Source organism: Flavobacterium sp. 103 (assembly GCF_003096795.1).
In the GTDB taxonomy this organism is placed as follows: Bacteria; Bacteroidota; Bacteroidia; order Flavobacteriales; family Flavobacteriaceae; genus Flavobacterium.
Genome location: NZ_QENX01000001.1, coordinates 3,999,906 through 4,025,000, shown reverse-complemented (window position 1 = coordinate 4,025,000; position 25,095 = coordinate 3,999,906). Strand labels below are relative to the sequence as shown.

At 35.0% G+C, this 25,095-nt stretch carries 18 protein-coding genes, 2 tRNA genes and 2 rRNA genes (1 of these 22 cut by a window edge); 5 read left to right on the top strand and 17 right to left on the bottom strand.

Annotated elements, in window-relative coordinates:
• From C8C85_RS17030 to C8C85_RS17010, 5 genes are all read right to left on the bottom strand, one after another.
• Window positions 1–579, bottom strand: a 23S ribosomal RNA gene (locus tag C8C85_RS17030); it reaches 2,307 nt to the left of the window's first position.
• 126 nt (window positions 580–705) lie between these two features.
• A tRNA-Ala gene (locus C8C85_RS17025) sits at window positions 706–779 on the bottom strand.
• A 91-nt stretch (window positions 780–870) separates the two neighbouring features.
• A tRNA-Ile gene (locus C8C85_RS17020) sits at window positions 871–944 on the bottom strand.
• Between the two features lie 147 nt (window positions 945–1,091).
• Window positions 1,092–2,605: ribosomal RNA gene (locus C8C85_RS17015) — 16S ribosomal RNA — on the bottom strand.
• Together the 16S and 23S rRNA genes with 2 tRNA genes alongside form the textbook arrangement of a ribosomal RNA operon.
• An 820-nt stretch (window positions 2,606–3,425) precedes the next feature.
• Entirely contained in the window at window positions 3,426–4,097 is a 672-nt protein-coding gene (locus tag C8C85_RS17010; RefSeq protein ID WP_116798083.1) for a DUF4294 domain-containing protein, read from the bottom strand.
• Between the two features lie 83 nt (window positions 4,098–4,180).
• On the opposite strand from C8C85_RS17010, the gene C8C85_RS17005 reads away from it, so the two are divergent.
• From C8C85_RS17005 to C8C85_RS16990, 4 genes are all read left to right on the top strand, one after another.
• A complete protein-coding gene (locus C8C85_RS17005) occupies window positions 4,181–5,269 on the top strand; it encodes a M42 family metallopeptidase (RefSeq protein WP_116798082.1) in 1,089 nt (362 codons plus the stop codon).
• Window positions 5,270–5,391: 122 nt separating this feature from the next.
• Window positions 5,392–6,744 (top strand): cytochrome ubiquinol oxidase subunit I, encoded by a 1,353-nt coding sequence (locus C8C85_RS17000; protein ID WP_116798081.1) that lies wholly within the window; start codon window positions 5,392–5,394, stop codon window positions 6,742–6,744.
• A 9-nt stretch (window positions 6,745–6,753) separates the two neighbouring features.
• Window positions 6,754–7,791, top strand: coding sequence for a cytochrome d ubiquinol oxidase subunit II (cydB, locus tag C8C85_RS16995; protein WP_116798080.1), 1,038 nt, complete (start codon window positions 6,754–6,756; stop codon window positions 7,789–7,791).
• A 26-nt stretch (window positions 7,792–7,817) separates the two neighbouring features.
• A complete protein-coding gene (locus C8C85_RS16990) occupies window positions 7,818–8,459 on the top strand; it encodes a DUF2238 domain-containing protein (protein ID WP_243412127.1) in 642 nt (213 codons plus the stop codon).
• Between the two features lie 32 nt (window positions 8,460–8,491).
• On the opposite strand, the gene C8C85_RS16985 is transcribed toward C8C85_RS16990, so the two are convergent.
• From C8C85_RS16985 to C8C85_RS16945, 9 genes are all read right to left on the bottom strand, one after another.
• Window positions 8,492–9,031: a hypothetical protein gene (locus C8C85_RS16985; protein WP_133243394.1), complete on the bottom strand. Its 540-nt coding sequence runs from the start codon at window positions 9,029–9,031 to the stop codon at window positions 8,492–8,494.
• Between the two features lie 113 nt (window positions 9,032–9,144).
• On the bottom strand, window positions 9,145–9,525 hold the full coding sequence (locus C8C85_RS16980; RefSeq protein WP_116798078.1) for an ankyrin repeat domain-containing protein: 381 nt from the start codon (window positions 9,523–9,525) through the stop codon (window positions 9,145–9,147).
• Window positions 9,526–9,934: 409 nt separating this feature from the next.
• Entirely contained in the window at window positions 9,935–11,845 is a 1,911-nt protein-coding gene (gene acs, locus C8C85_RS16975; RefSeq protein ID WP_116798077.1) for an acetate--CoA ligase, read from the bottom strand.
• A 429-nt stretch (window positions 11,846–12,274) separates the two neighbouring features.
• On the bottom strand, window positions 12,275–13,744 hold the full coding sequence (gene ilvC / locus C8C85_RS16970) for a ketol-acid reductoisomerase (RefSeq protein WP_116798076.1): 1,470 nt from the start codon (window positions 13,742–13,744) through the stop codon (window positions 12,275–12,277).
• Window positions 13,745–13,829: 85 nt separating this feature from the next.
• On the bottom strand, window positions 13,830–14,351 hold the full coding sequence (gene ilvN / locus C8C85_RS16965) for an acetolactate synthase small subunit (protein ID WP_077378789.1): 522 nt from the start codon (window positions 14,349–14,351) through the stop codon (window positions 13,830–13,832).
• 110 nt (window positions 14,352–14,461) lie between these two features.
• Entirely contained in the window at window positions 14,462–16,150 is a 1,689-nt protein-coding gene (ilvB, locus tag C8C85_RS16960) for a biosynthetic-type acetolactate synthase large subunit (RefSeq protein WP_116798075.1), read from the bottom strand.
• 68 nt (window positions 16,151–16,218) lie between these two features.
• The gene (ilvD, locus tag C8C85_RS16955; protein ID WP_116798074.1) at window positions 16,219–17,892 is read right to left on the bottom strand and encodes a dihydroxy-acid dehydratase; all 1,674 of its coding nucleotides are present in this window, start codon (window positions 17,890–17,892) and stop codon (window positions 16,219–16,221) included.
• A gap of 277 nt (window positions 17,893–18,169) precedes the next feature.
• Entirely contained in the window at window positions 18,170–19,285 is a 1,116-nt protein-coding gene (gene leuB, locus C8C85_RS16950; RefSeq protein WP_116798073.1) for a 3-isopropylmalate dehydrogenase, read from the bottom strand.
• 37 nt (window positions 19,286–19,322) lie between these two features.
• Window positions 19,323–20,486, bottom strand: coding sequence for a 2-isopropylmalate synthase (locus tag C8C85_RS16945; RefSeq protein ID WP_116798072.1), 1,164 nt, complete (start codon window positions 20,484–20,486; stop codon window positions 19,323–19,325).
• A 154-nt stretch (window positions 20,487–20,640) separates the two neighbouring features.
• Between C8C85_RS16945 and C8C85_RS16940 the strand changes: the two genes are divergently transcribed.
• Window positions 20,641–22,185 (top strand): hypothetical protein, encoded by a 1,545-nt coding sequence (locus C8C85_RS16940; RefSeq protein ID WP_116798071.1) that lies wholly within the window; start codon window positions 20,641–20,643, stop codon window positions 22,183–22,185.
• A gap of 73 nt (window positions 22,186–22,258) precedes the next feature.
• Here the strand turns inward: C8C85_RS16940 and C8C85_RS16935 are convergent, their stop codons facing one another.
• The 3 genes from C8C85_RS16935 to C8C85_RS16925 form a co-directional block, all read right to left on the bottom strand.
• Window positions 22,259–22,753 carry a DUF2231 domain-containing protein gene (locus C8C85_RS16935; protein WP_116798070.1) on the bottom strand — a complete coding sequence of 165 codons (495 nt, stop codon included), beginning with the start codon at window positions 22,751–22,753 and terminating at the stop codon, window positions 22,259–22,261.
• An 88-nt stretch (window positions 22,754–22,841) separates the two neighbouring features.
• Window positions 22,842–23,960 (bottom strand): VIT1/CCC1 transporter family protein, encoded by a 1,119-nt coding sequence (locus tag C8C85_RS16930; RefSeq protein ID WP_116798069.1) that lies wholly within the window; start codon window positions 23,958–23,960, stop codon window positions 22,842–22,844.
• A gap of 12 nt (window positions 23,961–23,972) precedes the next feature.
• Window positions 23,973–25,088: an efflux RND transporter periplasmic adaptor subunit gene (locus tag C8C85_RS16925; protein WP_116798068.1), complete on the bottom strand. Its 1,116-nt coding sequence runs from the start codon at window positions 25,086–25,088 to the stop codon at window positions 23,973–23,975.
• Between the last annotated feature and the right edge of the window lie 7 nt (window positions 25,089–25,095).

The following is a 25,095-nucleotide window of genomic DNA, read 5'->3' as shown; positions in this document are numbered from 1 at the left end:
CACCCCACAAAAGGGCTCCGACCGCTTGTAAGCGTATGGTTTCAGGATCTATTTCACTCCGTTATTCACGGTTCTTTTCACCTTTCCCTCACGGTACTGGTTCACTATCGGTCTCTCAGGAGTATTTAGCCTTAGCGGATGGTCCCGCCAAATTCAGACAGGGTTTCACGTGCCCCGCCCTACTCAGGATACCACTATCTATTACACTTATTACTTATACGAGGCTATCACTCTCTTTGGCTCTACTTTCCAGTAGATTCTAATTCTTTGTGCATAAAATGTCGTGGTCCTACAACCCCAGCATTGCCGTAACAACACTGGTTTGGGCTAATCCGCGTTCGCTCGCCACTACTTACGGAATCACTTTTGTTTTCTTCTCCTCCGCCTACTTAGATGTTTCAGTTCAGCGGGTTTGCCCACCTATCGGTGTACTATGTCTTCAACATAGTGGGTTGCCCCATTCAGGTATTTACGGATCATATCGTGTGTGCCAATCCCCGTAACTTTTCGCAGCTTATCACGCCTTTCATCGCCTCTGAGAGCCAAGGCATCCCCCATACGCCCTTATTTTGCTTATTGTACCAATCGTAAAATCAATTACGACCGTTTTTTTTCGTTTTCTCTAATAAATTAGAAAAAACTGCTTTCTACTTTTTATTATTTCTTATCTCAATATGTCAATGAACTTTTATCCTTTCGGATCTGTGGAGAATAACGGAGTCGAACCGTTGACCTCCTGCGTGCAAGGCAGGCGCTCTAGCCAGCTGAGCTAATCCCCCAATTTTTTGAGTTATTAGTTGTTAGTAATTAGTTATTAGTCTAACTCTTAACTTCTCAACTCTAGAATTTCCTTTTTAAAGGTGAAAATAGTTGTCTCGGACAGACTCGAACTGTCGACCCCTACATTATCAGTGTAGTACTCTAACCAGCTGAGCTACGAGACACTCTTCATTCTTATTTTTGCGCTTTTTTTATTTTACGCATGTTTTTTAAATTAACAGCAAGAGTAATATAACCTTCAATATTTGTAACCAATAGTTCTTTTCGTCTTCTTTCCCTAGCGTGTATTGCTACTAACACTAAGGCTCTAGAAAGGAGGTGTTCCAGCCGCACCTTCCGGTACGGCTACCTTGTTACGACTTAGCCCTAGTTACCAGTTTTACCCTAGGCAGCTCCTTGCAGTCACCGACTTCAGGCACCCCCAGCTTCCATGGCTTGACGGGCGGTGTGTACAAGGCCCGGGAACGTATTCACCGGATCATGGCTGATATCCGATTACTAGCGATTCCAGCTTCACGGAGTCGAGTTGCAGACTCCGATCCGAACTGTGACCGGTTTTGTAGATTCGCTCCTGGTCACCCAGTGGCTGCTCTCTGTACCGGCCATTGTAGCACGTGTGTAGCCCAAGGCGTAAGGGCCGTGATGATTTGACGTCATCCCCACCTTCCTCACAGTTTGCACTGGCAGTCTCGTTAGAGTTCCCGACATGACTCGCTGGCAACTAACAACAGGGGTTGCGCTCGTTATAGGACTTAACCTGACACCTCACGGCACGAGCTGACGACAACCATGCAGCACCTTGTAAATTGTCTTGCGAAAAGTCTGTTTCCAAACCGGTCAATCTACATTTAAGCCTTGGTAAGGTTCCTCGCGTATCATCGAATTAAACCACATGCTCCACCGCTTGTGCGGGCCCCCGTCAATTCCTTTGAGTTTCATTCTTGCGAACGTACTCCCCAGGTGGGATACTTATCACTTTCGCTTAGCCACTGAGATCGCTCCCAACAGCTAGTATCCATCGTTTACGGCGTGGACTACCAGGGTATCTAATCCTGTTCGCTACCCACGCTTTCGTCCATCAGCGTCAATCCATTAGTAGTAACCTGCCTTCGCAATTGGTATTCCATGTAATCTCTAAGCATTTCACCGCTACACTACATATTCTAGTTACTTCCTAATAATTCAAGTCTGGCAGTATCAATGGCCGTTCCACCGTTGAGCGATGGGCTTTCACCACTGACTTACCAAACCGCCTACGGACCCTTTAAACCCAATGATTCCGGATAACGCTTGGATCCTCCGTATTACCGCGGCTGCTGGCACGGAGTTAGCCGATCCTTATTCTCACAGTACCGTCAAGACGCTACACGTAGCGTTGTTTCTTCCTGTGCAAAAGCAGTTTACAATCCATAGGACCGTCATCCTGCACGCGGCATGGCTGGATCAGGCTTGCGCCCATTGTCCAATATTCCTCACTGCTGCCTCCCGTAGGAGTCTGGTCCGTGTCTCAGTACCAGTGTGGGGGATCTCCCTCTCAGGACCCCTACCCATCGTAGCCTTGGTAAGCCGTTACCTTACCAACTAGCTAATGGGACGCATGCTCATCTTTTACCGTTGTGACTTTAATAATTCAATCATGCGATTGTACTATACTATGAGGTATTAATCCAAATTTCTCTGGGCTATCCCTCTGTAAAAGGTAGATTGCATACGCGTTACGCACCCGTGCGCCGGTCTCTTGGTCCGAAAACCAATACCCCTCGACTTGCATGTGTTAAGCCTGCCGCTAGCGTTCATCCTGAGCCAGGATCAAACTCTTCATCGTATATTGTTTGCTTAATTGCTTAAGCTATTAATGTTTGACTGAAGTTCTAGTGGTTCTTTATTCAAATCTTCCGATTCTATTACTCTTATTCTTTTGTTCTTATCTTTCGATAAAAACGGCTGTCAATTCAATATGTCTAGGAACGTGTTCTTCTTGTTTTTGTGCGCCAGTCTCTCGATTAGCGGGTGCAAAAGTACAAAGCTTTTTCTTTTCTCACAAGCTTTTTTGAATATTTTTTTAAAATAAATTTTCAGTTTCAATTCGTTTGCTTGCCAGTATGTGAAAGAACTTGTGCGTTGTTGCGGGTGCAAAAGTAGCTAGTTTATTCGTTTAAACAATGGCTTTTTGCAATTATTTTACTTTAATTTTACAATTAATTTTTAATACATTGATATATTGAAATTTACAGATAACCTTTTTTGTGGATTTCAAAATTTCAATAGGCCGTTTCTGATAATTTAATCGCTTTTGATCCTTTTTGGTTTGTTTTGGGACTGGGGAGGCATGAATAAAATATAGAGAAAACACATTTCCACGAATCTTTCCTTTTCAAACCTCGTATTCTATATATAAAGGTGCGGATTTCCTTCTGTAAATGTATCTCCTATATATATGATATGAATCTTTCACTTTCTTTCTTATGAAAAACCTGGACCCCTAGCCCCGATAAAAGCGGAAATCCTTATAAGCCGGGGTTCGGCTTATAAGATTGTAGCGGATAGCGGGAAATAGCTCCTGAGTATTTGGATTAGCCTGAAAACAAAAAAAAGAGGCAACTACTTTGGTAATTACCTCTTTTATACTCAATACAAAAGTTTATTTATTTTACTTTATTACTCCAAGACTCCTCTAACTTATCAAAATCTATTGGATTTGCAGCCTCTTGCTTACGTAGTCTACCCGACTCGAACCCCCTGACCAATATAGTCTCTATTAAATAATCCTCATTGACCTCATAAGGCTGGTACTTTAATTTCAAATCAATATTAAACATACTAGCCGTTGTATTGGACCAAAATGCTTTCCAACCACTTTTGAGATTCTTTATTAAATCATAGGTCGTAGTTCCAGTTTGCCTGTCTATTAGCTTGACCAATATTTGACCTTGCTTTTTGGAAAGTTTTTTTAATCTTGCTTCAAATTCATTGCTTAAATAATCTTCTACAATTTTAAAATATCTCTTTTTATCCTTGTTATTGGTAAATTTCGCCATACCCCTATTCAGCGATGTTAATCTTTCGGCTGCGATTCTGGCATAAGGATAAGTAGCGTAAACCCTTTTTTGAAGTAACAAAAATTGCTTTTTGTCTTCATCACTCATCTTATGCCTTTCAATTACCAATTCAGGTAGTACTATGGTATCTCCAAATATGCTATCGGCTTCTGTTAAGACATACCCCATTTGAGTGTTGTCATTTTGGGTTTTCGTCTCTTGCGCATAACCAGAGAGTGATATGAAAAAAGAAAAAACTAAGATTCTATAAAGCTTCATGAAGAAATATTTTTAACACAAAATTATACATTAAATATAGAACTATAAAGACAAATTTTTAATTTAGCGAAAAAATAATTTATATGAGTACTGAATCAATATTGAAAGCATCATCCATAACTTTTTTGGAGAACTATTTGAATAATGCCTCCCCAACTGGCTATGAAAGCGAAGGTCAAAAAATATGGATGGATTATTTAAAACCATACGTAGATACTTTTATTACCGACACCTATGGAACTGCTGTAGGAGTTATTAATCCGGATGCACCATACAAGGTAGTTATAGAAGGTCATGCTGACGAAATAGCTTGGTATGTGAATTATATAACGGATGATGGAATGGTATACGTAATTCGTAATGGAGGTTCTGATCACCAAATTGCTCCATCGAAACGTGTTAATATCCATACTAAAAATGGAATTGTAAAGGGAGTTTTTGGATGGCCCGCCATTCATACTCGAAACAGAGATAAAGAAGAAAATCCGAAGATTAGTAATATTTTTATTGATTTGGGTTGTGAAACCAAAGAACAGGTCGAAAAAATGGGAGTTCACGTAGGTTGTGTAATCACCTATCCTGATGAATTCATGATTATGAACGAAAATAAATTCGTTTGTCGCGCCATAGATAATCGCATGGGAGGATTTATGATTGCCGAAGTTGCCCGTTTATTACACGAGAACAAAGTTAAATTACCTTTTGGTCTATACATCACTAATGCCGTTCAAGAGGAAGTGGGTTTAAGAGGTGCTGAAATGATTACCCAAACCATCAAACCGAATGTGGCTATTGTTACAGATGTTTGTCATGACTCAACAACTCCGATGATTGACAAAAAAATTGAAGGTGATACTAAAATAGGTAAAGGACCTGTTGTTACTTATGCTCCTGCTGTTCAAAATAATTTGAGAGAATTAATTCTAGACACTGCTATTGAAAAAAATATTCCGTTTCAACGTTTGGCTTCTTCAAGGGTTACAGGTACGGATACTGATGCATTTGCGTACAGTAATGGCGGTGTAGCTTCGGCTTTGATTTCGCTTCCGTTGCGATACATGCATACAACTGTCGAAATGGTCCACCGTGAGGATGTAGAAAACGTAATTAAATTGATTTATGAAACGTTATTAAAGATTGAGAATAACGAAACCTTCTCTTATTTTAAATAAAAACGAAAGCATCATTTTATAATGGTGCTTTTTTTATAAAATTCTCTTTAGTTTTAAATCAAATAGATTTAGCTTAGACAAACCATAAAATTACAGATACTTTCAAAATAAATATTCTTATCATGGACGTTGAAATACTAGCCCGTATACAATTTGCTTTTACAATCGCCTTTCATTATATCTATCCTCCATTAAGTATTGGTATTGGTTTGATAATGGTAATAATGGAAGGGCTTTACCTTAAGACTGGAAATAAAGATTACGAGATTTTGACTCGATTTTGGATTAAAATATTTGCGTTGACCTTTGGTATTGGTGTAGCCACCGGAATTATTATGGAATTTGAATTCGGAACCAATTGGGCTGTGTATTCGCGTTACGTAGGAGATATATTTGGTAGCGCATTAGCAGCCGAAGGATTATTTGCCTTTGGTTTAGAGAGTACTTTTCTCGGAATATTGCTTTTTGGATGGAATCGCGTGAAACCCTGGGTGCATTTTGTATCTACTTTAGGAGTGTTTTTAGGTTCCATGTTTTCTGCTGTTTGGATTGTAGTTGCAAATTCGTGGCAGCAAACTCCCGCGGGCTATCATATTGTTGGCACAGGATTACATGCTCGTGCCGAAGTAACCGATTTTTGGGAAATGGTTTTCAATCCCTCGAGTGTCGATAGAATTGTACATACTTGGCAGGGAGCTATTTTAGCAGGAGCTTTTTTGGTTTTAAGCGTGCATGCTTATTACATCAGAAAAGGCCGATATGTAGAAATATCTAAAAAAGCGTTCAAAATTGCTCTGGTAGTTGCAACCATTTTTTCACTTTCACAATTGATTTCAGGTCACAGCACGGCTGACGGAGTTGCTGTAAACCAGCCCGCAAAGCTTGCTACAATGGAAGGGCATTTTGAAAAAGACAAACCTGCCGATTTATATCTTTTGGGTTGGGTAGATAAAGAAAACCAAAAAGTAACCGGAATTGGAATTCCAGGCGGATTATCATTCTTGGTCCATCAGGATTTTAATGCACCCATAAAAGGATTAAATAATTTTCCGGTTGAAGACAGACCTAGTCAAATAAATGCCGTTTTTCAATTTTATCACATTATGGTTGCGATAGGAATGGCATTAATCGGGCTTTCATTATACGCCAGTTTTTTATGGTGGAGAGGTATGTTATTTGAAACCAAATGGCTTTTATGGATTTTCTCCTTTGCTGTCATTTTACCTCAAATAGCCAATCAAGTAGGATGGTTCACAGCCGAAATGGGCAGACAACCTTGGGTCGTTTATGGACAATTACGAACCAGTGATGCTTTTTCCCAAGAAGTTGCCTCGAATCAAATTGTATTTTCATTAGTTATGTTCACAGTTGTCTATTCCCTGTTGTTAGCTTTGTTTTTATACACAGTGAACAAAAAAATAAAACATGGACCGTATGACGAAGCTAAAACAACAATAGCATTCAAATCCTTTTAATCTTATAGTATGAATACATTTCTAGGAATTGATTATCCAACATTATGGTATTTAGTAATCGGATTACTGTTTTCGGGTTATGCGATATTGGAAGGTTTTGATTTTGGAGCAGGCGCTTGGCACTTGTTTTTTAGAAAAGATTTAAGCCGAAGAATTGCAATAAACGCAATTGCTCCCGTTTGGGATGCCAATCAGGTTTGGTTAATTATTGGTGGTGGAGCATTATTTGCTGGATTTCCAATAATGTATGCCACCATGCTATCGGCGATGTATGTTCCGTTTATGCTTTTTTTAATGCTAAATGTACTTCGGGCTGCAGCCATTAAATTTAGAAGTGTCGAAGAAATGAAGTGGTGGAGAAACAGTTGGGATATCATCTACAGTGTTTCAAGTATTCTGATTGCTTTTTTACTGGGAGTTGTTTTAGGTAATATTTTGCAAGGTTTCGCTTTAGGCCCAAATTTTAGTTACCAAGGCGGTGTGTTTTTTTCTTTTTTAAATCCATACGCTATAATGGTTGGATTAACTACACTTTCTATTTTCATGACACAGGGCGCTATCTATCTTTTATTGAAAACAGAAGGGCGATTACATGCTAGGCTGACATTCTTGCTAAAAAAAGGAATGATATTTTTCATCATCAGCTTCGGAATTACAACGCTTTACACTTTGGTTTTTATCCCCGAAGTTACTGCCAATTTCAGGGCTAATCCCGTTTATTTTGTTGTTCCTGTCATCTCTTTTTTGGCTGTAGCCAATGTTCCTAGATTAGTTTCAAAAAAACAATACATGCTGGCATTGATATTCTCGTCTTTAACAATGGCCTTTTTGTTGATTCTTGTTGCTTTGCAATTATATCCCACCCTACTAATCTCTACAATTGACCCAAAATTTAGTGTGACAATTTACAATGCAGCTTCTTCTCAAAAATCATTAGGAATCATGTTAACTATTGTTGCCATTGGTGCACCATTATTAGCCGCTTATTTTTTCTTTTTGTACAGAACATTCAATGGAAAAGTAAAACTTGATGATACCAGCTACTAATTTAACCTATTTTTAAAATCAAAAAAATGAAATACATCTACATACTACTAATCCTATTTAGTGCAACTTTACTTTGGTCAATTATAAATCCCAAAGAAGGATTTACTTGTTTCCTAGAAATTATTCCCGCAATAATTGGGTTATTGATCTTGAGTTTGACTTTTAAAAAATTTCGATTTACCGATTTCACTTATACTTTAATTCTAATTCATTGCATTATTCTCTTTGTTGGTGGACATTACACCTATGCCGAAGTTCCCTTTTTTGATTATATCAAAGAGATCTTTCATCAAAGCCGGAATAATTATGATAAGGTTGGTCATTTTGCACAAGGTTTTGTTCCTGCAATGATTATTCGAGAATTATTTATCCGAAAAAAAGTAATTGCAAACCAAAGCTTTTTCAATTTTATTATAGTTTCCATTTGTTTGGCAATTAGTGCAGCCTACGAATGGATTGAATGGTTTGTTTCTATCGCTACCGGAAATGGTGGAGATGCTTTTTTAGGAACACAAGGATATGTTGTTTGCAACTATTGGAGCTATAGCTGCTTTAATACTATTTTCAAAAATACAAGACAAGCAACTTATAAAAATGTAATTTTAATTATAGTTCATAAAAAAAAGCATCATTATACTCTTCATAATGGTGCTTTTTTATATCCCTAAATAAGCTTTTGCCTGTTTCACCAAGTCTTCTGTTAATTCATTCCAATAATTTTTTTAGAATTAAATGTGCTAATCAGCAAAGAATTGTTATTTATTTCCTTGAAATTCAATGGTTTTGCTTCATTACTTTCAGTACTTTCAATGATCATTTCAAGTTCGGTAATTTCATCTTCTAATGTTCTTTCGCCATAAAGAGGGCAAGTTTCATTTGAAACAGTATTCTCAATAATTAAATCAGATTGAGCGATTATTTCTTTCATTGATTCTTCATAGGCTATAAACGCCAAATCATCTGAATTTGTATTCTCAATGATTTTGTCCCCTTCAGCTATAGCTTCCTTCACTGTTTTGAGATTAAAAGCAATAACCGTTTCTGGGTTAAACACTTCTGCATCTCCGCTTAATGAAGGTTTGGTTATTTTTACTCTCTCAGTTGATACTATTCCATCATTTTCTTTTGCCAAAACGTCTTCTTTAAATGAATTAACTGGTCTGTCAACGGTATTTGTTGCATTACAAACATTAGTTAATGACACTAATGTTATTCCTAAAATTAAAAGTGAATTTTTCATGATTGATTTGATTTGATTGATTTGATTGATTTGATTGTTTTGATTGTTTTGATTGTTTTGATTGTTTTTTTTTAATGGGACATCACATTTGATAATGTCCCATTAATTTTTTTTTAATTTTGTTTCAAAATTTGAATAGCTTCATTTGCATTTGATAATTCAGCATATTTCAAAGCAGTAAATCCATTTTCATCTTTTTCGTTAAGACGAGCTCCTTTTGAAAGTAAAAATTTAATTATTTCGGTTTTGTTGTAACGAGCTGCAATCATTAATGGACTTAAGCCGTCAGAATTTTCGTTTACATCTGCACCGTATTCAATAAATTTTTTCACAGTCTCGAAATCCCCTTTTCTAATAGCCACGCTTAAAGGCGTCATTGTTCCGCTAAATTCGATTTTGTTTTTGATTTCAGAAAATGAATTTCCATTTGATGCTAAAGAAACATTTGCAAAAGCTACTAAAGCTACTCCTAAATAAACGATTGATTTTTTCATAATAATTGATTTTTTTGATTGATGATTGATTTTTGGTTTATTAAACTTGATTCATATAATAATATCCTATACAAATATATGTCTTAAAAAAGGTATTGTGCATCACATAGTACTTAATTTTAACTTTTTATTAACTTATGTGGTGTTTTTATTGGAAAAATAAATGCTGTACTATTTAAATGAAGTATCATAATAATCTGTTTTATAATAACTTGATATTCAATAGACTTTATTTTTTTTATAATGTTACTGCAATTAATAAAAATTTAACATTGGCACAAAACATCTTAGTTTTTGATACTTTTTTTTTGCATTAGATTACATGAACCATTATATTAGAAATTAATTAATAAAAAAAACTGCTTCAAATTTTGAAGCAGTTTCTATAGATATTAAAAAATAAATAGCTTTACACTATTTTCCCTTGTACAATTTCATCTACGATTTCAGGATTTAGTAATGTTGTTATATCACCAAAATTAGAATAATCGCCTTCGGCAATTTTACGCAAAATACGTCGCATAATTTTTCCTGATCTAGTTTTTGGCAAACCGTTTACAAATTGAATTTTGTCAAGCTTAGCAATTGGTCCAATGTGATCAGACACATGTTGGTTAATCTCTTTAATCAAATTGTCTCTATCTCTATACTCTCCAGATTCTTTCAATATTACATAACCATACAATGCATTTCCTTTAATATCATGTGGGAAGCCAACAATTGCAGACTCAGCAACAGCTGGGTGTTCATTAATAGCATCTTCAATAGGTGCTGTTCCTAAATTATGTCCAGAAACAATCACTACATCATCCACACGTCCTGTGATTCTGTAATAACCTACTTCATCACGTAAAGCACCATCTCCAGTAAAATATTTACCTGGAAAAGTAGAGAAATAAGTGTCTTTATATCTTTGATGATCTCCCCAAATAGTTCTAGCAATACCTGGCCATGGAAATTTGATACACAAACTACCATCCACTTGATTTCCTTCAATTTCATTGCGCTTCTCATCCATTAAAACTGGCTGAATACCAGGCAAAGGCAATGTAGCATATGTTGGTTTTGTTGGTGTAGTAAATGCCAATGGTGCAATCATAATACCACCAGTTTCAGTTTGCCACCAAGTATCTACAACAGGGCAACGCTTCCCTCCTACGTGGTCATTAAACCAGTGCCAAGCTTCCTCATTAATAGGTTCTCCTACAGAACCAATAACTTTCAGTGATTTTAAAGGAAATTTTTGAACATAAGATAAGTTCTCTTTCGCCAAAGCACGAATGGCTGTTGGTGCAGTATAGAATTGAGTAACCTTATGCTTCTCGATTGTTTCCCAAAAACGACTAAAATCAGGATAAGAAGGAATTCCTTCAAAAATTACAGTAGTAGCTCCATTCAATAATGGGCCATATAATATATAAGAGTGACCAGTAATCCAACCTATATCAGCAGTACACCAAAAAATATCATTCTCTTCGTAGTTGAATACATTCTTAAATGTATAGGCTGTATAAACCATATAACCAGCCGTAGTATGCACCATTCCTTTTGGTTTCCCTGTAGATCCCGAAGTATATAATATGAATAAAGGATCTTCGGCATCCATAATTTCTGCAACACTATTATTTATTGCTTTGTCAAGTAACGGTGCCAACCATTGGTCACGACCTGCTTTCATTTTGATTTCGGCATTGGTTCTTTTGGCTACCAAAACTGAAGTAACAGTTGGACAATTTACTAAAGCATCATCAATTATTCCTTTCAAATCAATGGTTTTATTTCCACGATATCCACCATCAGAAGTAATAACCATTTTACATTCACTGTCATTTATTCTTGAAGCCACAGCAGACGCTGAAAAACCAGCAAAAATAACAGAATGTATCGCTCCAATTCTGGCACAAGCCAAAACTGAAACTGCCAATTCAGGTATCATTGGTAAATAAATACAGACACGGTCTCCTTTGCTAATACCTTGTTCTCTTAAAACATTGGCCATTTTTGAAACTCGTTCGTATAATTCGTTATAACTTATGTGTAATGCTTCTTCAGAAGGGTCGTTCGGTTCAAAAATAATAGCTGTTTTTTCACCTTTTTTTGCCAAGTGTCTATCGATACAGTTCTTTGTAATATTAACTTTTGCGTCAACAAACCATTTTACTTCGGCATCAGCCATATTAAAATCGACAACTTTGTCCCAGTATTGATACCATGTGAAGTTTTCTTCGGCAATTTTTCCCCAGAATTTTCTAGGTTCACGTATTGATTTATTATAATGTTTAAAGTACTGTTCTAAACTGTCAATTTTAAAATAACTCATCTTTTTTAATTTTTGTATAAAAGTATTAAATCTGTTCGGTTTTCAAAACTATTAATTTGTAAAATGTTTTAAAAAAATAATAAAAAACGGCACTTCTTCAAAATTTTATGAATTTTTAATAACATTTTAGTTTTATCTGCGTATTTAAAGCAAGAAAAGGACATAATAGAAAACTAAAATGCCCTTTTATTAACAATATTTAACAACAATTATATTCTTTCTTTTAAATCAAAAGAATCTTTTTATAAAATAATAAACTAGGGATTACTTCACTTAACTTACAGCTCGTATGAAGTTAAGTGAATGTAAAAGCATAAAATATCATCAATTGTCCAATAAGTGCTTACTAATTCAAAATATTTAAACCTATTTGATATTATGCAAATCCCAGCACACCCTCATGTGTGGTAATCCTAATTTTTATTTTATTTATCCAATTTTTTTCATTGCAGTCATAGATTCTCTCAACCAAGCTCCAACTTCTTCAATTGGATGTTGACGAATACTTTTATTAACTGCGATAAGTATTGCATTATCAACACCATTAGTAGTAGAAAACGGTTTTCCAATAACATTGGTTTCAACTGTTTTCATGAATTCAGTCAATAATGGTTTACAAGCGTGATCAAATAAATAACAACCATATTCTGCTGTATCCGAAATAACACGATTCATTTCAAATAATTTTTTTCTTGCAACCGTATTTGCAATCAATGGCAATTCATGTAAAGATTCATAGTATGCCGATTCTTCAATAATACCAGCTTCCGTCATAGTTTCAAAAGCCAATTCAACACCCGCTTTTACCATTGCAATCATCAATACACCATTATCAAAATATTCCTGCTCAGAAATTTCGGCAGTTGTTGGCGCTGTTTTCTCAAAATTAGTTTCTCCAGTAGCAGCTCTCCAAGTCAATAAGTTAACATCATCATTTGCCCAGTCAATCATCATGTTTCTAGAAAACTCTCCAGACATAATATCATCTTGGTGTTTTTGAAATAATGGACGCATGATATCTTTTAATTCATCTGCTAATTCATAAGCTTCAATTTTTGCAGGATTAGAAAGACGATCCATCATATTTGTGATACCACCATGTTTCAAAGCTTCGGTGATAGTCTCCCATCCGTATTGAATTAATTTTGAAGCATAACCAGGCTCGATTCCTTTTTCAACCATTTTATCAAAACATAAAATAGATCCAGTTTGCAATAATCCACAAAGAATAGTTTGCTCACCCATTAAATCTGATTTTACTTCAGCTACGAAAGAAGATCTCAAAACCCCAGCTCTATGACCTCCGGTAGCTGCAGCGTAAGCCTTTGCTTGATCTAAACCAAAACCATTTGGATCATTTTCTGGGTGAACTGCGATAAGAGTAGGTACTCCAAAACCTCTTTTGTATTCTTCACGAACTTCAGATCCTGGACATTTAGGAGCACACATAATAACAGTTAAGTCTTTACGGATTTGCATTCCTTCTTCAACGATATTAAATCCATGAGAATAAGCCAAAGTAGCTCCTTGTTTCATCAATGGCATGATTGCAGTAACTACAGCGGTGTGTTGTTTATCTGGTGTAAGGTTACATACTAAATCAGCAGTTGGGATTAATTCTTCATAAGTACCCACTTTGAAACCATTATCAGTAGCATTTTTAAAAGAAGCTCTTTTTTCAGCGATAGCGTCAGCACGCAATGCATAAGAAATATCTAAACCTGAATCTCTCATGTTTAAACCTTGATTCAAACCTTGAGCTCCACAACCTACAATGACTACTTTTTTTCCTGCTAATGCTTCTATCCCATTTGCAAATTCTGATTGATCCATGAATTCGCAAACTCCTAATTGTTCTAATTGTAATCTAAGTGGTAATGAATTGAAATAATTTGCCATTTTTTTTTAATATTTAATGAATGTAAAATTTAATAATTGAAAATTGTAATCTGCAATAATTCCTTATGACTGCTACAGATTGAGTTTATTTTAATGCTTCTAATAATGTTGATATTTCCATTTTTTCTTTCGAAATCGATATTCTACCCGAACGAACAAATTGCATAATTCCAAAAGGTTTTAACTTTGCGTATAGTTCTTCAATTTCTGAACGTTTGCCCGATTTTGAAATCACAAAAAAATCTCTTGATACCGTAACAATTTCAGATTTACTGTCTTTTATGATGTTCTGAATTTGTCTTTCGTCAAAAAGCAAGCTAGATTCTATTTTGAAGATTGCACTTTCCAAAAAGATAGTCTCCTCATCGATGTGATAAAATGCTTTGATAACTTCAATTTGTTTTTCTATCTGACCTACAATGTTTTGCACCCATTTTTCAGTGGTATTTACAACAATTACAAATCTTGAAACATTTTCAATTTCAGATTCGGAAACATTTAGACTCAATATGTTGATGTGGCGTTTCAAGAATATACCCGATATTCTATTTAGTAAGCCAACATTATTTTCTGAATAAACAGAAATGGTGAACATTTTATTTTCCATTTTTTTTTTGTTTAAAGTTTTTTTTGTTTAAAGTTTAAAGTTGATAATCGCTATTGAATTACTTCTGTTGCATTTATTAAACAACTTTAAACCTTAAACTTTAAACTATTTTAATTCAACCTTATGTCAGAAACTGAAGCTCCTGTTGGGATCATCGGAAATACGTTATTTTCTTTCTCAACCATTACTTCCAAGAAATAAGATTCTTTAGAAGCCATCATTTCAGCTACTGCAGCGTCCAAATCTTCTCGTTTGGTTACTTTTTTGGATTTGATATAATACCCCTCAGCAATTGCAATAAAATTTGGATTTATCATTTTGGTAGAAGCATATCTATTATCAAAAAATAATTCTTGCCATTGACGTACCATTCCTAAAAATTCATTGTTCAATACCACAATTTTTACTGGAACTTTTGTTTGAAAAATGGTTCCCAATTCCTGAATCGTCATTTGAAAACCGCCATCACCAATAATTGCGACCACTTCTCGATCCGGCATTCCCATTTTTGCACCAATAGCTGCTGGTAAAGCAAATCCCATCGTTCCTAAACCTCCTGAGGTAATATTACTTTTAGATTTATTGAATTTAGAATAACGACAAGTAAACATTTGGTGTTGCCCCACATCCGAAACCATAATGGCATCACCATTAGAGTGTTTATTAATCATTTCTATAGTTTCTCCCATAGAAATGCCACGATTATTTGAAGGTGCCAACTCTTCATTAATAACTGAATCCAATTCAATTTTATATTTTTCTTTGAACTCATTATGCCAAGCATCATGAGATTTACTTTCAACAAGAGGAATCAAAGCGTTCAATGATTCTTTCACATCTGCCAACACAGCTACTGTCGTTTTTACGTTTTTATCCACTTCAGCAGGATCAATTTCAAAATGAATTACTTTGGCTTGTTTGGCATAAGTAGCTAAATTTCCTGTCACACGGTCATCAAAACGCATTCCCAAGGCAATCAATACATCGCATTCATTGGTCAAGATATTTGGCCCATAATTTCCATGCATCCCTAACATACCTACATTCAAAGGATGGTCTGTTGGTAAGGCTGAAAGACCCAAAATTGTCCAAGCTGCAGGAATACCAGTTTTTTCGATCAATGCTTTTAATTGTTCTTCGGCCTCGCCTAAGATAATTCCTTGACCAAAAATGATATATGGTTTTTTGGCATTATTTATTAAATCGGCTGCTTCTTTAACTTTTTCAAGATTTAAAGTAGGTCTTGGTGTATAGCTTCTAATACTAGTACATTTTTCATAACTAAAATCCAGTTCGTCAAATTGAGCATTTTTTGTAATGTCTATCAATACTGGCCCTGGACGGCCTGATCTTGCTATAAAGAATGCTTTCGCAATAATTTCCGGAATTTCATGTGCTTCGGTAATTTGATAATTCCATTTAGTTACTGGAGTAGATATTCCAATGATATCAGTCTCCTGAAAAGCATCCGATCCCAATAAATGTTTACCAACTTGCCCTGTGATACATACCATTGGGGTAGAATCTATTTGAGCATCGGCTATTCCTGTAACTAAATTAGTTGCTCCTGGTCCAGAAGTAGCAATTGCAACTCCAACTTTTCCTGTAGCTCTTGCAAACCCTTGTGCAGCATGCGTTGCACCTTGTTCATGACGTACCAAAACGTGATGCAATTGATCTTGAAATTTATATAATTCGTCATATACAGGCATTATCGCTCCTCCAGGATAACCATAAACTAGGTCAACTCCTTCGGCTAATAAGCATCTTATAACGGCTTCTGCTCCTGATATTTTCATTTTATTTATATTTTTTACCTATAAATCTTTATAATTTTAGACTTAGAGGCTTGTTAGTTTTTATTAAATTATTTGTCGGTAACACATCCCTCAGAGGCACTGGAGACCGAACGCATATATTTAAGCAAAACTCCTTGTTTGATTGGTGATTCTGGTCTTTTCCAATTGGCCTTACGTTGTGCCAATTCTTCATCAGAAATTTTCATGTTAATAGTATTATTTACCGCATCAATTGTAATAACGTCACCATTTTCTATCAATGCAATTCCACCACCTTCATAAGCTTCCGGAGTGACGTGTCCGACGACAAATCCGTGAGAACCTCCAGAGAAACGTCCGTCAGTAATCAAAGCAACCGAATTTCCTAAACCAGCTCCCATAATTGCAGATGTTGGTTTTAGCATTTCAGACATACCAGGACCTCCTTTTGGACCACAGTAACGAATAATGACCACATTACCTGGCTTCACTTCACCTGCTTGTATTCCTCTAATTACATCTTTTTCACCTTCAAAAACTACTGCTGTACCTTCAAAAAACTCACCTTCTTTACCGCTGATTTTAGCAACACAACCTTCTGTTGCTAAGTTTCCGTACAAAATCTGAATATTACCAGTCGCTTTTAATGCTTTTTGGATTTCATGAATTACTTCTTGACCATCATGTAAATCAGGAACTGAAGCTAAATTCTCTGCTATTGTTTTTCCTGTTACTGTCAAACAATCACCGTGTAATAAACCTTCTTTTAATAAATATTTCATTACTGCAGGAACACCTCCTACATTGTGTAAATCTTCCATTAAGTATTTACCGCTTGGTTTCAAGTCAGCTAATAATGGTGTTTTATCACTGATGTCTTGGAAATCTTTTAATGTTAATTCAATACCTACAGCGTGTGCCATTGCAATTAAGTGCATTACCGCATTTGTAGAACCACCCAAAACAGCTACCATTGTAATTGCATTTTCAAATGCTTTACGGGTCATGATGTCTCTAGGCTTAATATCTTTTTCTAATAATATTCTGATTGCTTTACCAGCATCAACGCATTCTTGTTTCTTTTCAGCGCTCAAAGCAGGGTTAGAAGAACTGTAAGGCAAACTCATACCTAATGCTTCAATCGCTGATGACATTGTGTTTGCAGTATACATTCCACCACAAGCACCTGCACCTGGACAAGCATTTTGAATTACTCCTTTGAAATCTTCAGGAGTAATTGTATTCTTAATTTTTTTTCCTAAAGCTTCAAAAGCAGAAACAATATTCAAATCTTCACCTTTCCATTTTCCTGGGTGAATAGATCCTCCATAAACCATAATAGAAGGGCGATTTACTCTACCCATAGCCATTAAAGCTCCCGGCATATTTTTATCACAGCCCGGAACTGCAATCAGACCATCATACCATTGCGCTCCCATAACTGTTTCGATAGAATCGGCAATTACATCACGAGAAACCAAAGAAAAACGCATTCCATCATTACCATTTGAAATACCATCACTTACACCAATAGTATTAAAAATCAATCCAACCAAATCTTCTTTCCAGACGCCAGTCTTAATATCTTTAGCCAAGTCGTTTAAGTGCATGTTACAAGGATTTCCGTCGTACCCCATACTCACAATTCCTACCTGTGCTTTTTTAAGATCCTCTTCCGTCAAACCAATTCCGTAGAACATAGCTTGAGAAGCCGGTTGTGTTTCGTCTTGCGTGATTATCTTGCTGTATTTATTTAATTCCATTCTATTATTAATTTGTGTATTTTAAATTTTATCTAAAAAAAAAACCTCCCAAAATTATGGGAGGTTTTAAATATGTTTTCACTTATATTTATACCAATCCCTTTTCATATGTGATAATCACAATGACACTTATAACTAAAAGGACGTTGGTAATGCGTTTCATTTTCTTGTTTTTTAACTCTGCAAAAGTATAAAAAACAAATCCAATAAAAAAACATTTTATCAACAAACTAAGAGTTTTTAGTGATATAACGCAATATTTTATGATTTTTATTAACTAAACGATAGTTGATTGTCCAATTTGAACATTATCGTTTTTGAAGTACAAATCATCTTTACTTAATATGACATTTGAGATAAAATCCCCAACATCATTAGTCCCGAATCTTGAACCTGGATTCAAATCAATGGTAACCACTTTATATTCAATAGCTTTCTCAACAGCTTCATATACTTTTTTGGCTTCTTTATCTAATCCAAAGTGTTCTAACAACATCGCTGCAGATAAAATAGAAGCTATAGGATTAGCTATATTTTTACCTTTTGCTCGTGGATAAGAGCCATGAATAGGCTCAAAAAGCGCTTTATTATTTCCAACAGATGCCGAAGCCATCAAACCGATAGATCCCATAATAGCACAAGCTTCATCTGACAGAATATCACCAAATAAATTTTCGGTTAAGATTACATCGTATTGTTTTGGATCCGTGATTATTTGCATGGCAACATTATCAATATATTGACATTCCAATTTCACGTCTGGATATTGAAGAGCAATATTTTTAACAATTTTTCTCCACAATCTAGAAGTTTCCAACACATTAGCTTTATCCACCAATGTCACTTTTTTTCTTCTACCTTGTGCTGCTTTGAATGCTTGATGCGTAATACGGTTAATTTCATTTTCAGAATATTCACATATATCTGATGCGAAAGTACCTTCTTCATTAATCACTTTCTCACCATAATAAGAACCTCCCGTCAATTCTCTAAAAATCACAAAATCTACATTTTCAATAACCTCTCTTTTTATAGGAGAAGCATCCAATAGATTTTTGAAAGGCTTAATAGGTCTAATATTAGCATAAAGCCCTAATTCTTTTCTAAGCTTTAATAATCCTTGTTCTGGACGAACTTTTGATTCCGGATTGTTATCGTATTTTGGATTTCCAATCGCTCCAAACAATACTGCATCTGTATTTAAACAAAGATTCAATGTTTGCTCCGGCAATGGATTTCTTGTTTTTTCGATGGCAGTTGCCCCTATCAAGGCATCTTCAAAAATAAACTCATGATTATAGGCAACACTAATAGCGTACAATGCTTTTTTAGCTTGTAAAATAACCTCTGGGCCTATACCATCTCCTGAAAGTACTGCTATTTTTAAGTTCATAATTATTTATTTTTAAAAGTAATTGTATCAAATAAAATTAATAGACGCTTATTTTACTTGCTTCAATAATTTGATGAATATCGTCATCCAAAACTTCTTTTTTGATATCGGCGAATTTTAAAAACTCAACATAAACGATATCCAATTGCACTTTTGTAAGTTCGTAGCCGACTTTTTTGGCTCTGTAAGCCAAAGCAGCTCTTCCACTTCTTGCCGTTAAGATAATAGACGACTCATTGACGCCAACATCCAAAGGATCCATGATTTCATAAGTCGCTCTGTTTTTAATCACACCATCTTGATGAATTCCAGAACTGTGTGCAAACGCATTGGCTCCAACAATTGCTTTATTGGGTTGCACAATCATTCCCATACTTTCAGAAACCAATCGACTCATTTCGTTCAATTGTTTACTGTCAATATCTGTATATAAATTCAAGTACGGATGTTGTTTGAAAATCATAACCACTTCCTCAAGCGCTGTATTTCCAGCTCTCTCCCCTATTCCGTTGATAGTACATTCTATTTGACGAGCTCCATTTACAGCTCCTGCGATTGAATTGGCAGTTGCCATTCCTAAATCATTATGACAATGACAGGAAAGGACAACATTCTCAATACCTTTGACATTTTCTCTAAGGTATTTTATTTTTGCACCGTATTCTTCCGGCAAACAATATCCAGTTGTATCCGGTATATTAAGAACAGTAGCTCCTGATTTGATTACTTCTTCGCAAACTCTTGCCAAGAATGCATTTTCGGTTCTACCGGCATCTTCAGCATAAAACTCTACATCTTCAACATAAGATTTGGCATGGGCAACTGCGTGTTTTGCTCTTGCTATTACATCCTCACGAGTTGTCTGCAATTTGTGGATGATATGTGAATCAGAAGTTCCGATTCCAGTATGTATTCTAGGTCTAACTGCATGTTTCAATGCGGCTGCGGCAACATCGATATCATTTTCTACAGCTCTAGTAAGACCACAAACCGTTGCATTTTTAACAATTTTACATATTTCAGAAACAGATAAAAAATCACCTGGACTAGAAACGGGAAAACCAGCTTCAATGATATCTACCCCCATTTCATCAAGGCGGTTAGCTATAACGAGTTTTTGGTTGGTGTCTAATTTACATCCTGGGACCTGTTCTCCGTCTCTTAAAGTGGTATCAAAAATTTGGACTTTCTCTCTATTCATTTTAATTTATTTAATGTAATTTCACATCTTAAAACAAAAATAGTTTTCATTTACATAGAACTAAACCTGTTTTTGAATAAATATACTACTTATAAAGCAAAAAATAACATCGTAATAACCTACTAATCAATAAGTTAAATACTTTTATAATACAATGGCTAACCATCAAAAAGATTTTTTATTTGTATTAATAAAATCCCTTTCCAAATCTGAAAAAAGACAATTTAAGATATTTGCAAGTCGGCTTGAAACAAGTTCTAATACTAAGTTTATCGAATTATTTAATATTTTGGATAAATCAGAAGTGTATGATGAGAAACTGATCTTGAAGAATGGTTTGATCAAAAAAGTACAGTTATCAAACCTAAAATCGTATTTATACAAACAAATTTTAGTGAGCATTCGCTTGAATATCCCAAGTCAGAACATTCGTTACCAGCTAAGAGAACAAATTGATTTTGCAGCAATCCTTTACAACAAAGGACTTTACAAGCAAAGTTTAAAAATATTGGACAAAACCAAACAACAAGCCATTGAAAATGATGAAAAATACATGGCTTTTGAAATTGTTGAGTTTGAAAAACTAATCGAATCACAATACATCACGCGAAGTATTCAAGGCCGAGCTGATGAACTAGTTATTCAGGCCAAAGAATTGAATTATCGCAACACTATTTCGAGTAAATTATCTAATTTATCTCTTCAATTGTATGGTATTATGCTAAAAACCGGGTTTGTCAAAAGCGATGAGGAATACAAATACATTGATGACTATTTCAATAAACACATTTCTCACTTAGATCAATCTAAATTTGAGTTTAGAGAAAAATATTGGTTTTATAATGCCAATTTATGGAGAAGCTTCTTGGTACAAGATTTTCTTTCTTGTTATAAATATGCCTACAAATGGGTGACTTTATTTTATGACAATAGAAATATGATTTTCCTAAATCCTGTTTTCTTCTTGAAAGGAAATCATTATTTATTAGAGTCATTATTCATGCTCAAATACAAATCAAATTTCAAAAAATATTTAGAATTACTGGAAGAAACAATCAATGACCCTCGTTTTCCCGTAAACGATAACATCGCTTCACTGTCCTTTCTTTATTTGTATAACAACAAATTAAATTATCATATTCTCGAAGGCACTTTTGATGAAAGCGAATATTTGGTTCCTGTTATTTTAAATAAAATGAAAGTTCACAGCGAACACTTGGATGAGCACCACGAAATGATGTTCTATTACAAGATTGCCTGTATTTATTTCGGAAATGAAAAGTACCAAGAGTGTATCGTCTATCTTGAGAAAATCATCAACAATAAAAACCTCACGATGAGGGAAGATTTGATGTGTTTTGCAAGGATTTTATGCTTGATTGCACATTATGAGCTAGGTAGAGATTATTATTTGGAGAATCAACTTAAAAACACCTACAAGTTTTTACTCAAAATGAATGATTTGCATGAAGTACAAAAAGAGATTATTCGTTTTCTAAAGAATTTAAGCAATTTGTATCCGAGTGATATCAAAAAAGAGTTCATAAAAATGAGAGAACGTTTTATTGAATTGGAAAAAAACACTTATGAAAAAAGAGCTTTCCTCTATCTTGACATTATTTCTTGGCTGGAAAGTAAAATCGAAAATCGAAAAATAAGTGATATCATAAAAGAAAAAGCGAAGTTGATTAATCGTTAACTTTCAATACATTCTTAAACAGAAAAGCGATTCATTTTGAATCGCTTTCTGTTATAACCTTTAAATCAGAAACCTAATCGTCGTGTTCTTCTGATTGTTTTACAGAGCCGTTAACCAATGTGTTGGCGTTTGCACGAATTTCTGTATGGCGAATTTCACCACCGGAAGTTCCAACTTTTTGCACCAAAAACAGTCCGGCAGTTGCCACACCCAGTATCAAAAAGGAAAGTAGCTTTGATTTTGCATTATTTTTATAGTTCAAATATAAACCTACAAGCGACAATCCAGCCAAAACATAAAGCAATATGGCTAATTTTTCAGCCAATTCTTCGTGCTCGTGAATAATCTGTTTTCCTATATTCGGCATATCTTCAACCAATTCCTCTGCTCCCTCCCCGGTTCCCATACTAAAAGCTCCGAAAATAGCGGCGACAATGAACAATACATAGGAAGTATTTATCAATGTTTTATTCTTCAAAACCAGTCCAACAATTAAAATACCAAATCCAAAAATGGTTCCAATAATTGGAAAATGGTTTACTACCATGTGTAAATGTGCATCGTTCATAATATTAATAATTAAAGTTTTTAATAAATTTCATTAGTTAAATTGTAGTAGCTATCTACATTGTGCATTATATTATTCAAACCTTCTTTTATGCCGCCAAAGAAACTCCAATTAGAGAACCTATTCCATAAGTGATTGCGGCGGCAGCCAATCCAAATGCCACTTGTCTAAAACCTGAAAACAAAATACTTTTTCCTGTCAACAATGTAATAGCCGCCCCAATCCCAAAAAGACCAACTACACTGCTTGCAATACTCAGTAAAATGGCATTTTTCCCATCCAAGATCATAAAAGGATAAAGTGGAATAATTGCCCCTATAGAAAACAAAATAAAGGAAGCAATTGCCGCTTCCCAAGCTGAGCCCCCTAATTCTTCTTTGTCAATTCCCAATTCTTCGGTAATAATTGCATCAATGGCGGTTTGAGGATTTTCGAATGCTTTATCTGCAAGTTTTTGAGCTTCACCTGCATCCATTCCTTTAGCTTGATACAATAAAACAAGTTCTTTTTTCTCCTCTTCGGGAGAAGCTTCGAGTTCCTCTGTCTCCAGTTCTATCTGTCGTAGATTCAATTCTCTTGAACTTTGAACAGACAACCATTCCCCCAATGCCATTGAAATTGCGCCAGCTAATAAACCCGCGATACCCGTTAGTAAAATAGTGCCATTAGAAACTGCTGCACCCGCAACTCCCATCACTAAGCTCATATTGGAAACCAGTCCATCATTGGAACCCAAAACTGCTGCTCTCAATGCATTTCCACCCACTGATTTATGTCTGCTTTCAAATTTGGACAACAAACCTCCAGAAACGTTCAATGCCGAATTGTTATTTATGGCTTCAATAATATTAAGATGATTGTGTTCAAAGCCTGTCAGTTTCTCCCCTTTTTCAATTTTATTTTTTAATGTATTGATTGCAAATTGCTTTTCCACATTGGACAAACTACTAATAATCGAACTGTAACCAAACAGTTTACCCAATTTCAATTGAAACTTTGCTTTTGAAGAAGGAAATGGCATTTTGCATTTTGAGTCAAAAGTCAAAATTTTATCCAACATGTGCTTAGCATGTCCCTTTTCAATTGAAGATAAGCTTTGTAACACTTTGGTTAAATTCTCATCTTCTTGAATTGCAGCAATACTTTCATATAAAAATGCAGTATCGACTTCTATCTGCAATTGCTCTTTGAGTTTCTTTAAATCCATAATTGGTTTTATTTAGTTTGCAATATCAAACACACCTTTGATCAAAATTTTTGAAGAAGCATTAAATTCACTATCTGGGAGTATCTCAACATATTTTTCGGTTTTTTCACCAATTGAAACTTTGACTTTTTTAAATGAATACTCTTTTTTGGAGCTATCTAATAAAAGTACGAAATTTTTATTACTTTCTGTTATTAAAGCTTCAATAGGGATTGCTAAACCTTTTTTTGTGTCCACCGATATTCCTGCCTCCACAAACATGCCTGTCAATAATTTCTGTTTTATATTATCTTCCAAATGTCCATGAACATTTATAGTTCTATCATTGCCTTCAATTGATTTTCCCACCAAATGGACTTCTGCGTTAAACACCTCTTTTGTTGCTTCAGGCACGGTAAACTCTATTTTTTGACCCTCTTTAATTTTTAAAATATCTTTTTCAAAAACAGCCAATTCCAAATGTAAATGTTGGGTGTCCACAATTTCCAATATTACATCAGAAGGTGCAATTGGCATACCCACATTAGCATTCATAATGACAATATCTCCTGAAATTGGTGAATAAATGGTAATCACAGAAGTTAATTTTCCTTTTTCGACTTGAGCAGGATTAATGTTGAGCATTAATAATTTTTCGCGCAAACTTTGATACATTGCTTTTGTTTTACGATAATCACTCTCTGCTTTCAAATAGTTTTTTTGTGAAGAAATTTTCTCGTCATACAATGTTTTTTGACGCTCGTATTCCGATTTCAAATAATTTATTTGTTCTGCGACTTCCAGATATTCTTTTTGAATATCCAAAAATTCTGTATTCTGTAAAGTCAACAAAGCTTCTCCCTTGGTTACTTTATCACCTACCAAAAGATGAGTTGACTTAACATATCCTCCAATAAAAGTGGTTATCTGGGCTCTATTTTGTGGAGGAACATCTATTTTTCCGGAACATTTGACAACTACATTGAAATCCTGCTGAGTTGGTGAAGCGATTTGCATCCCCGAAGATTCAAATTGTTGTTTAGTTACCGTAATTAATCCATCATCCTTAGGTGTATCTTGAACTTTTTTTGCATCCTTACAAGAAAACAATAATGACGTAATTAAAAGGGTGTATATGATTCGTTTCATGTATGTA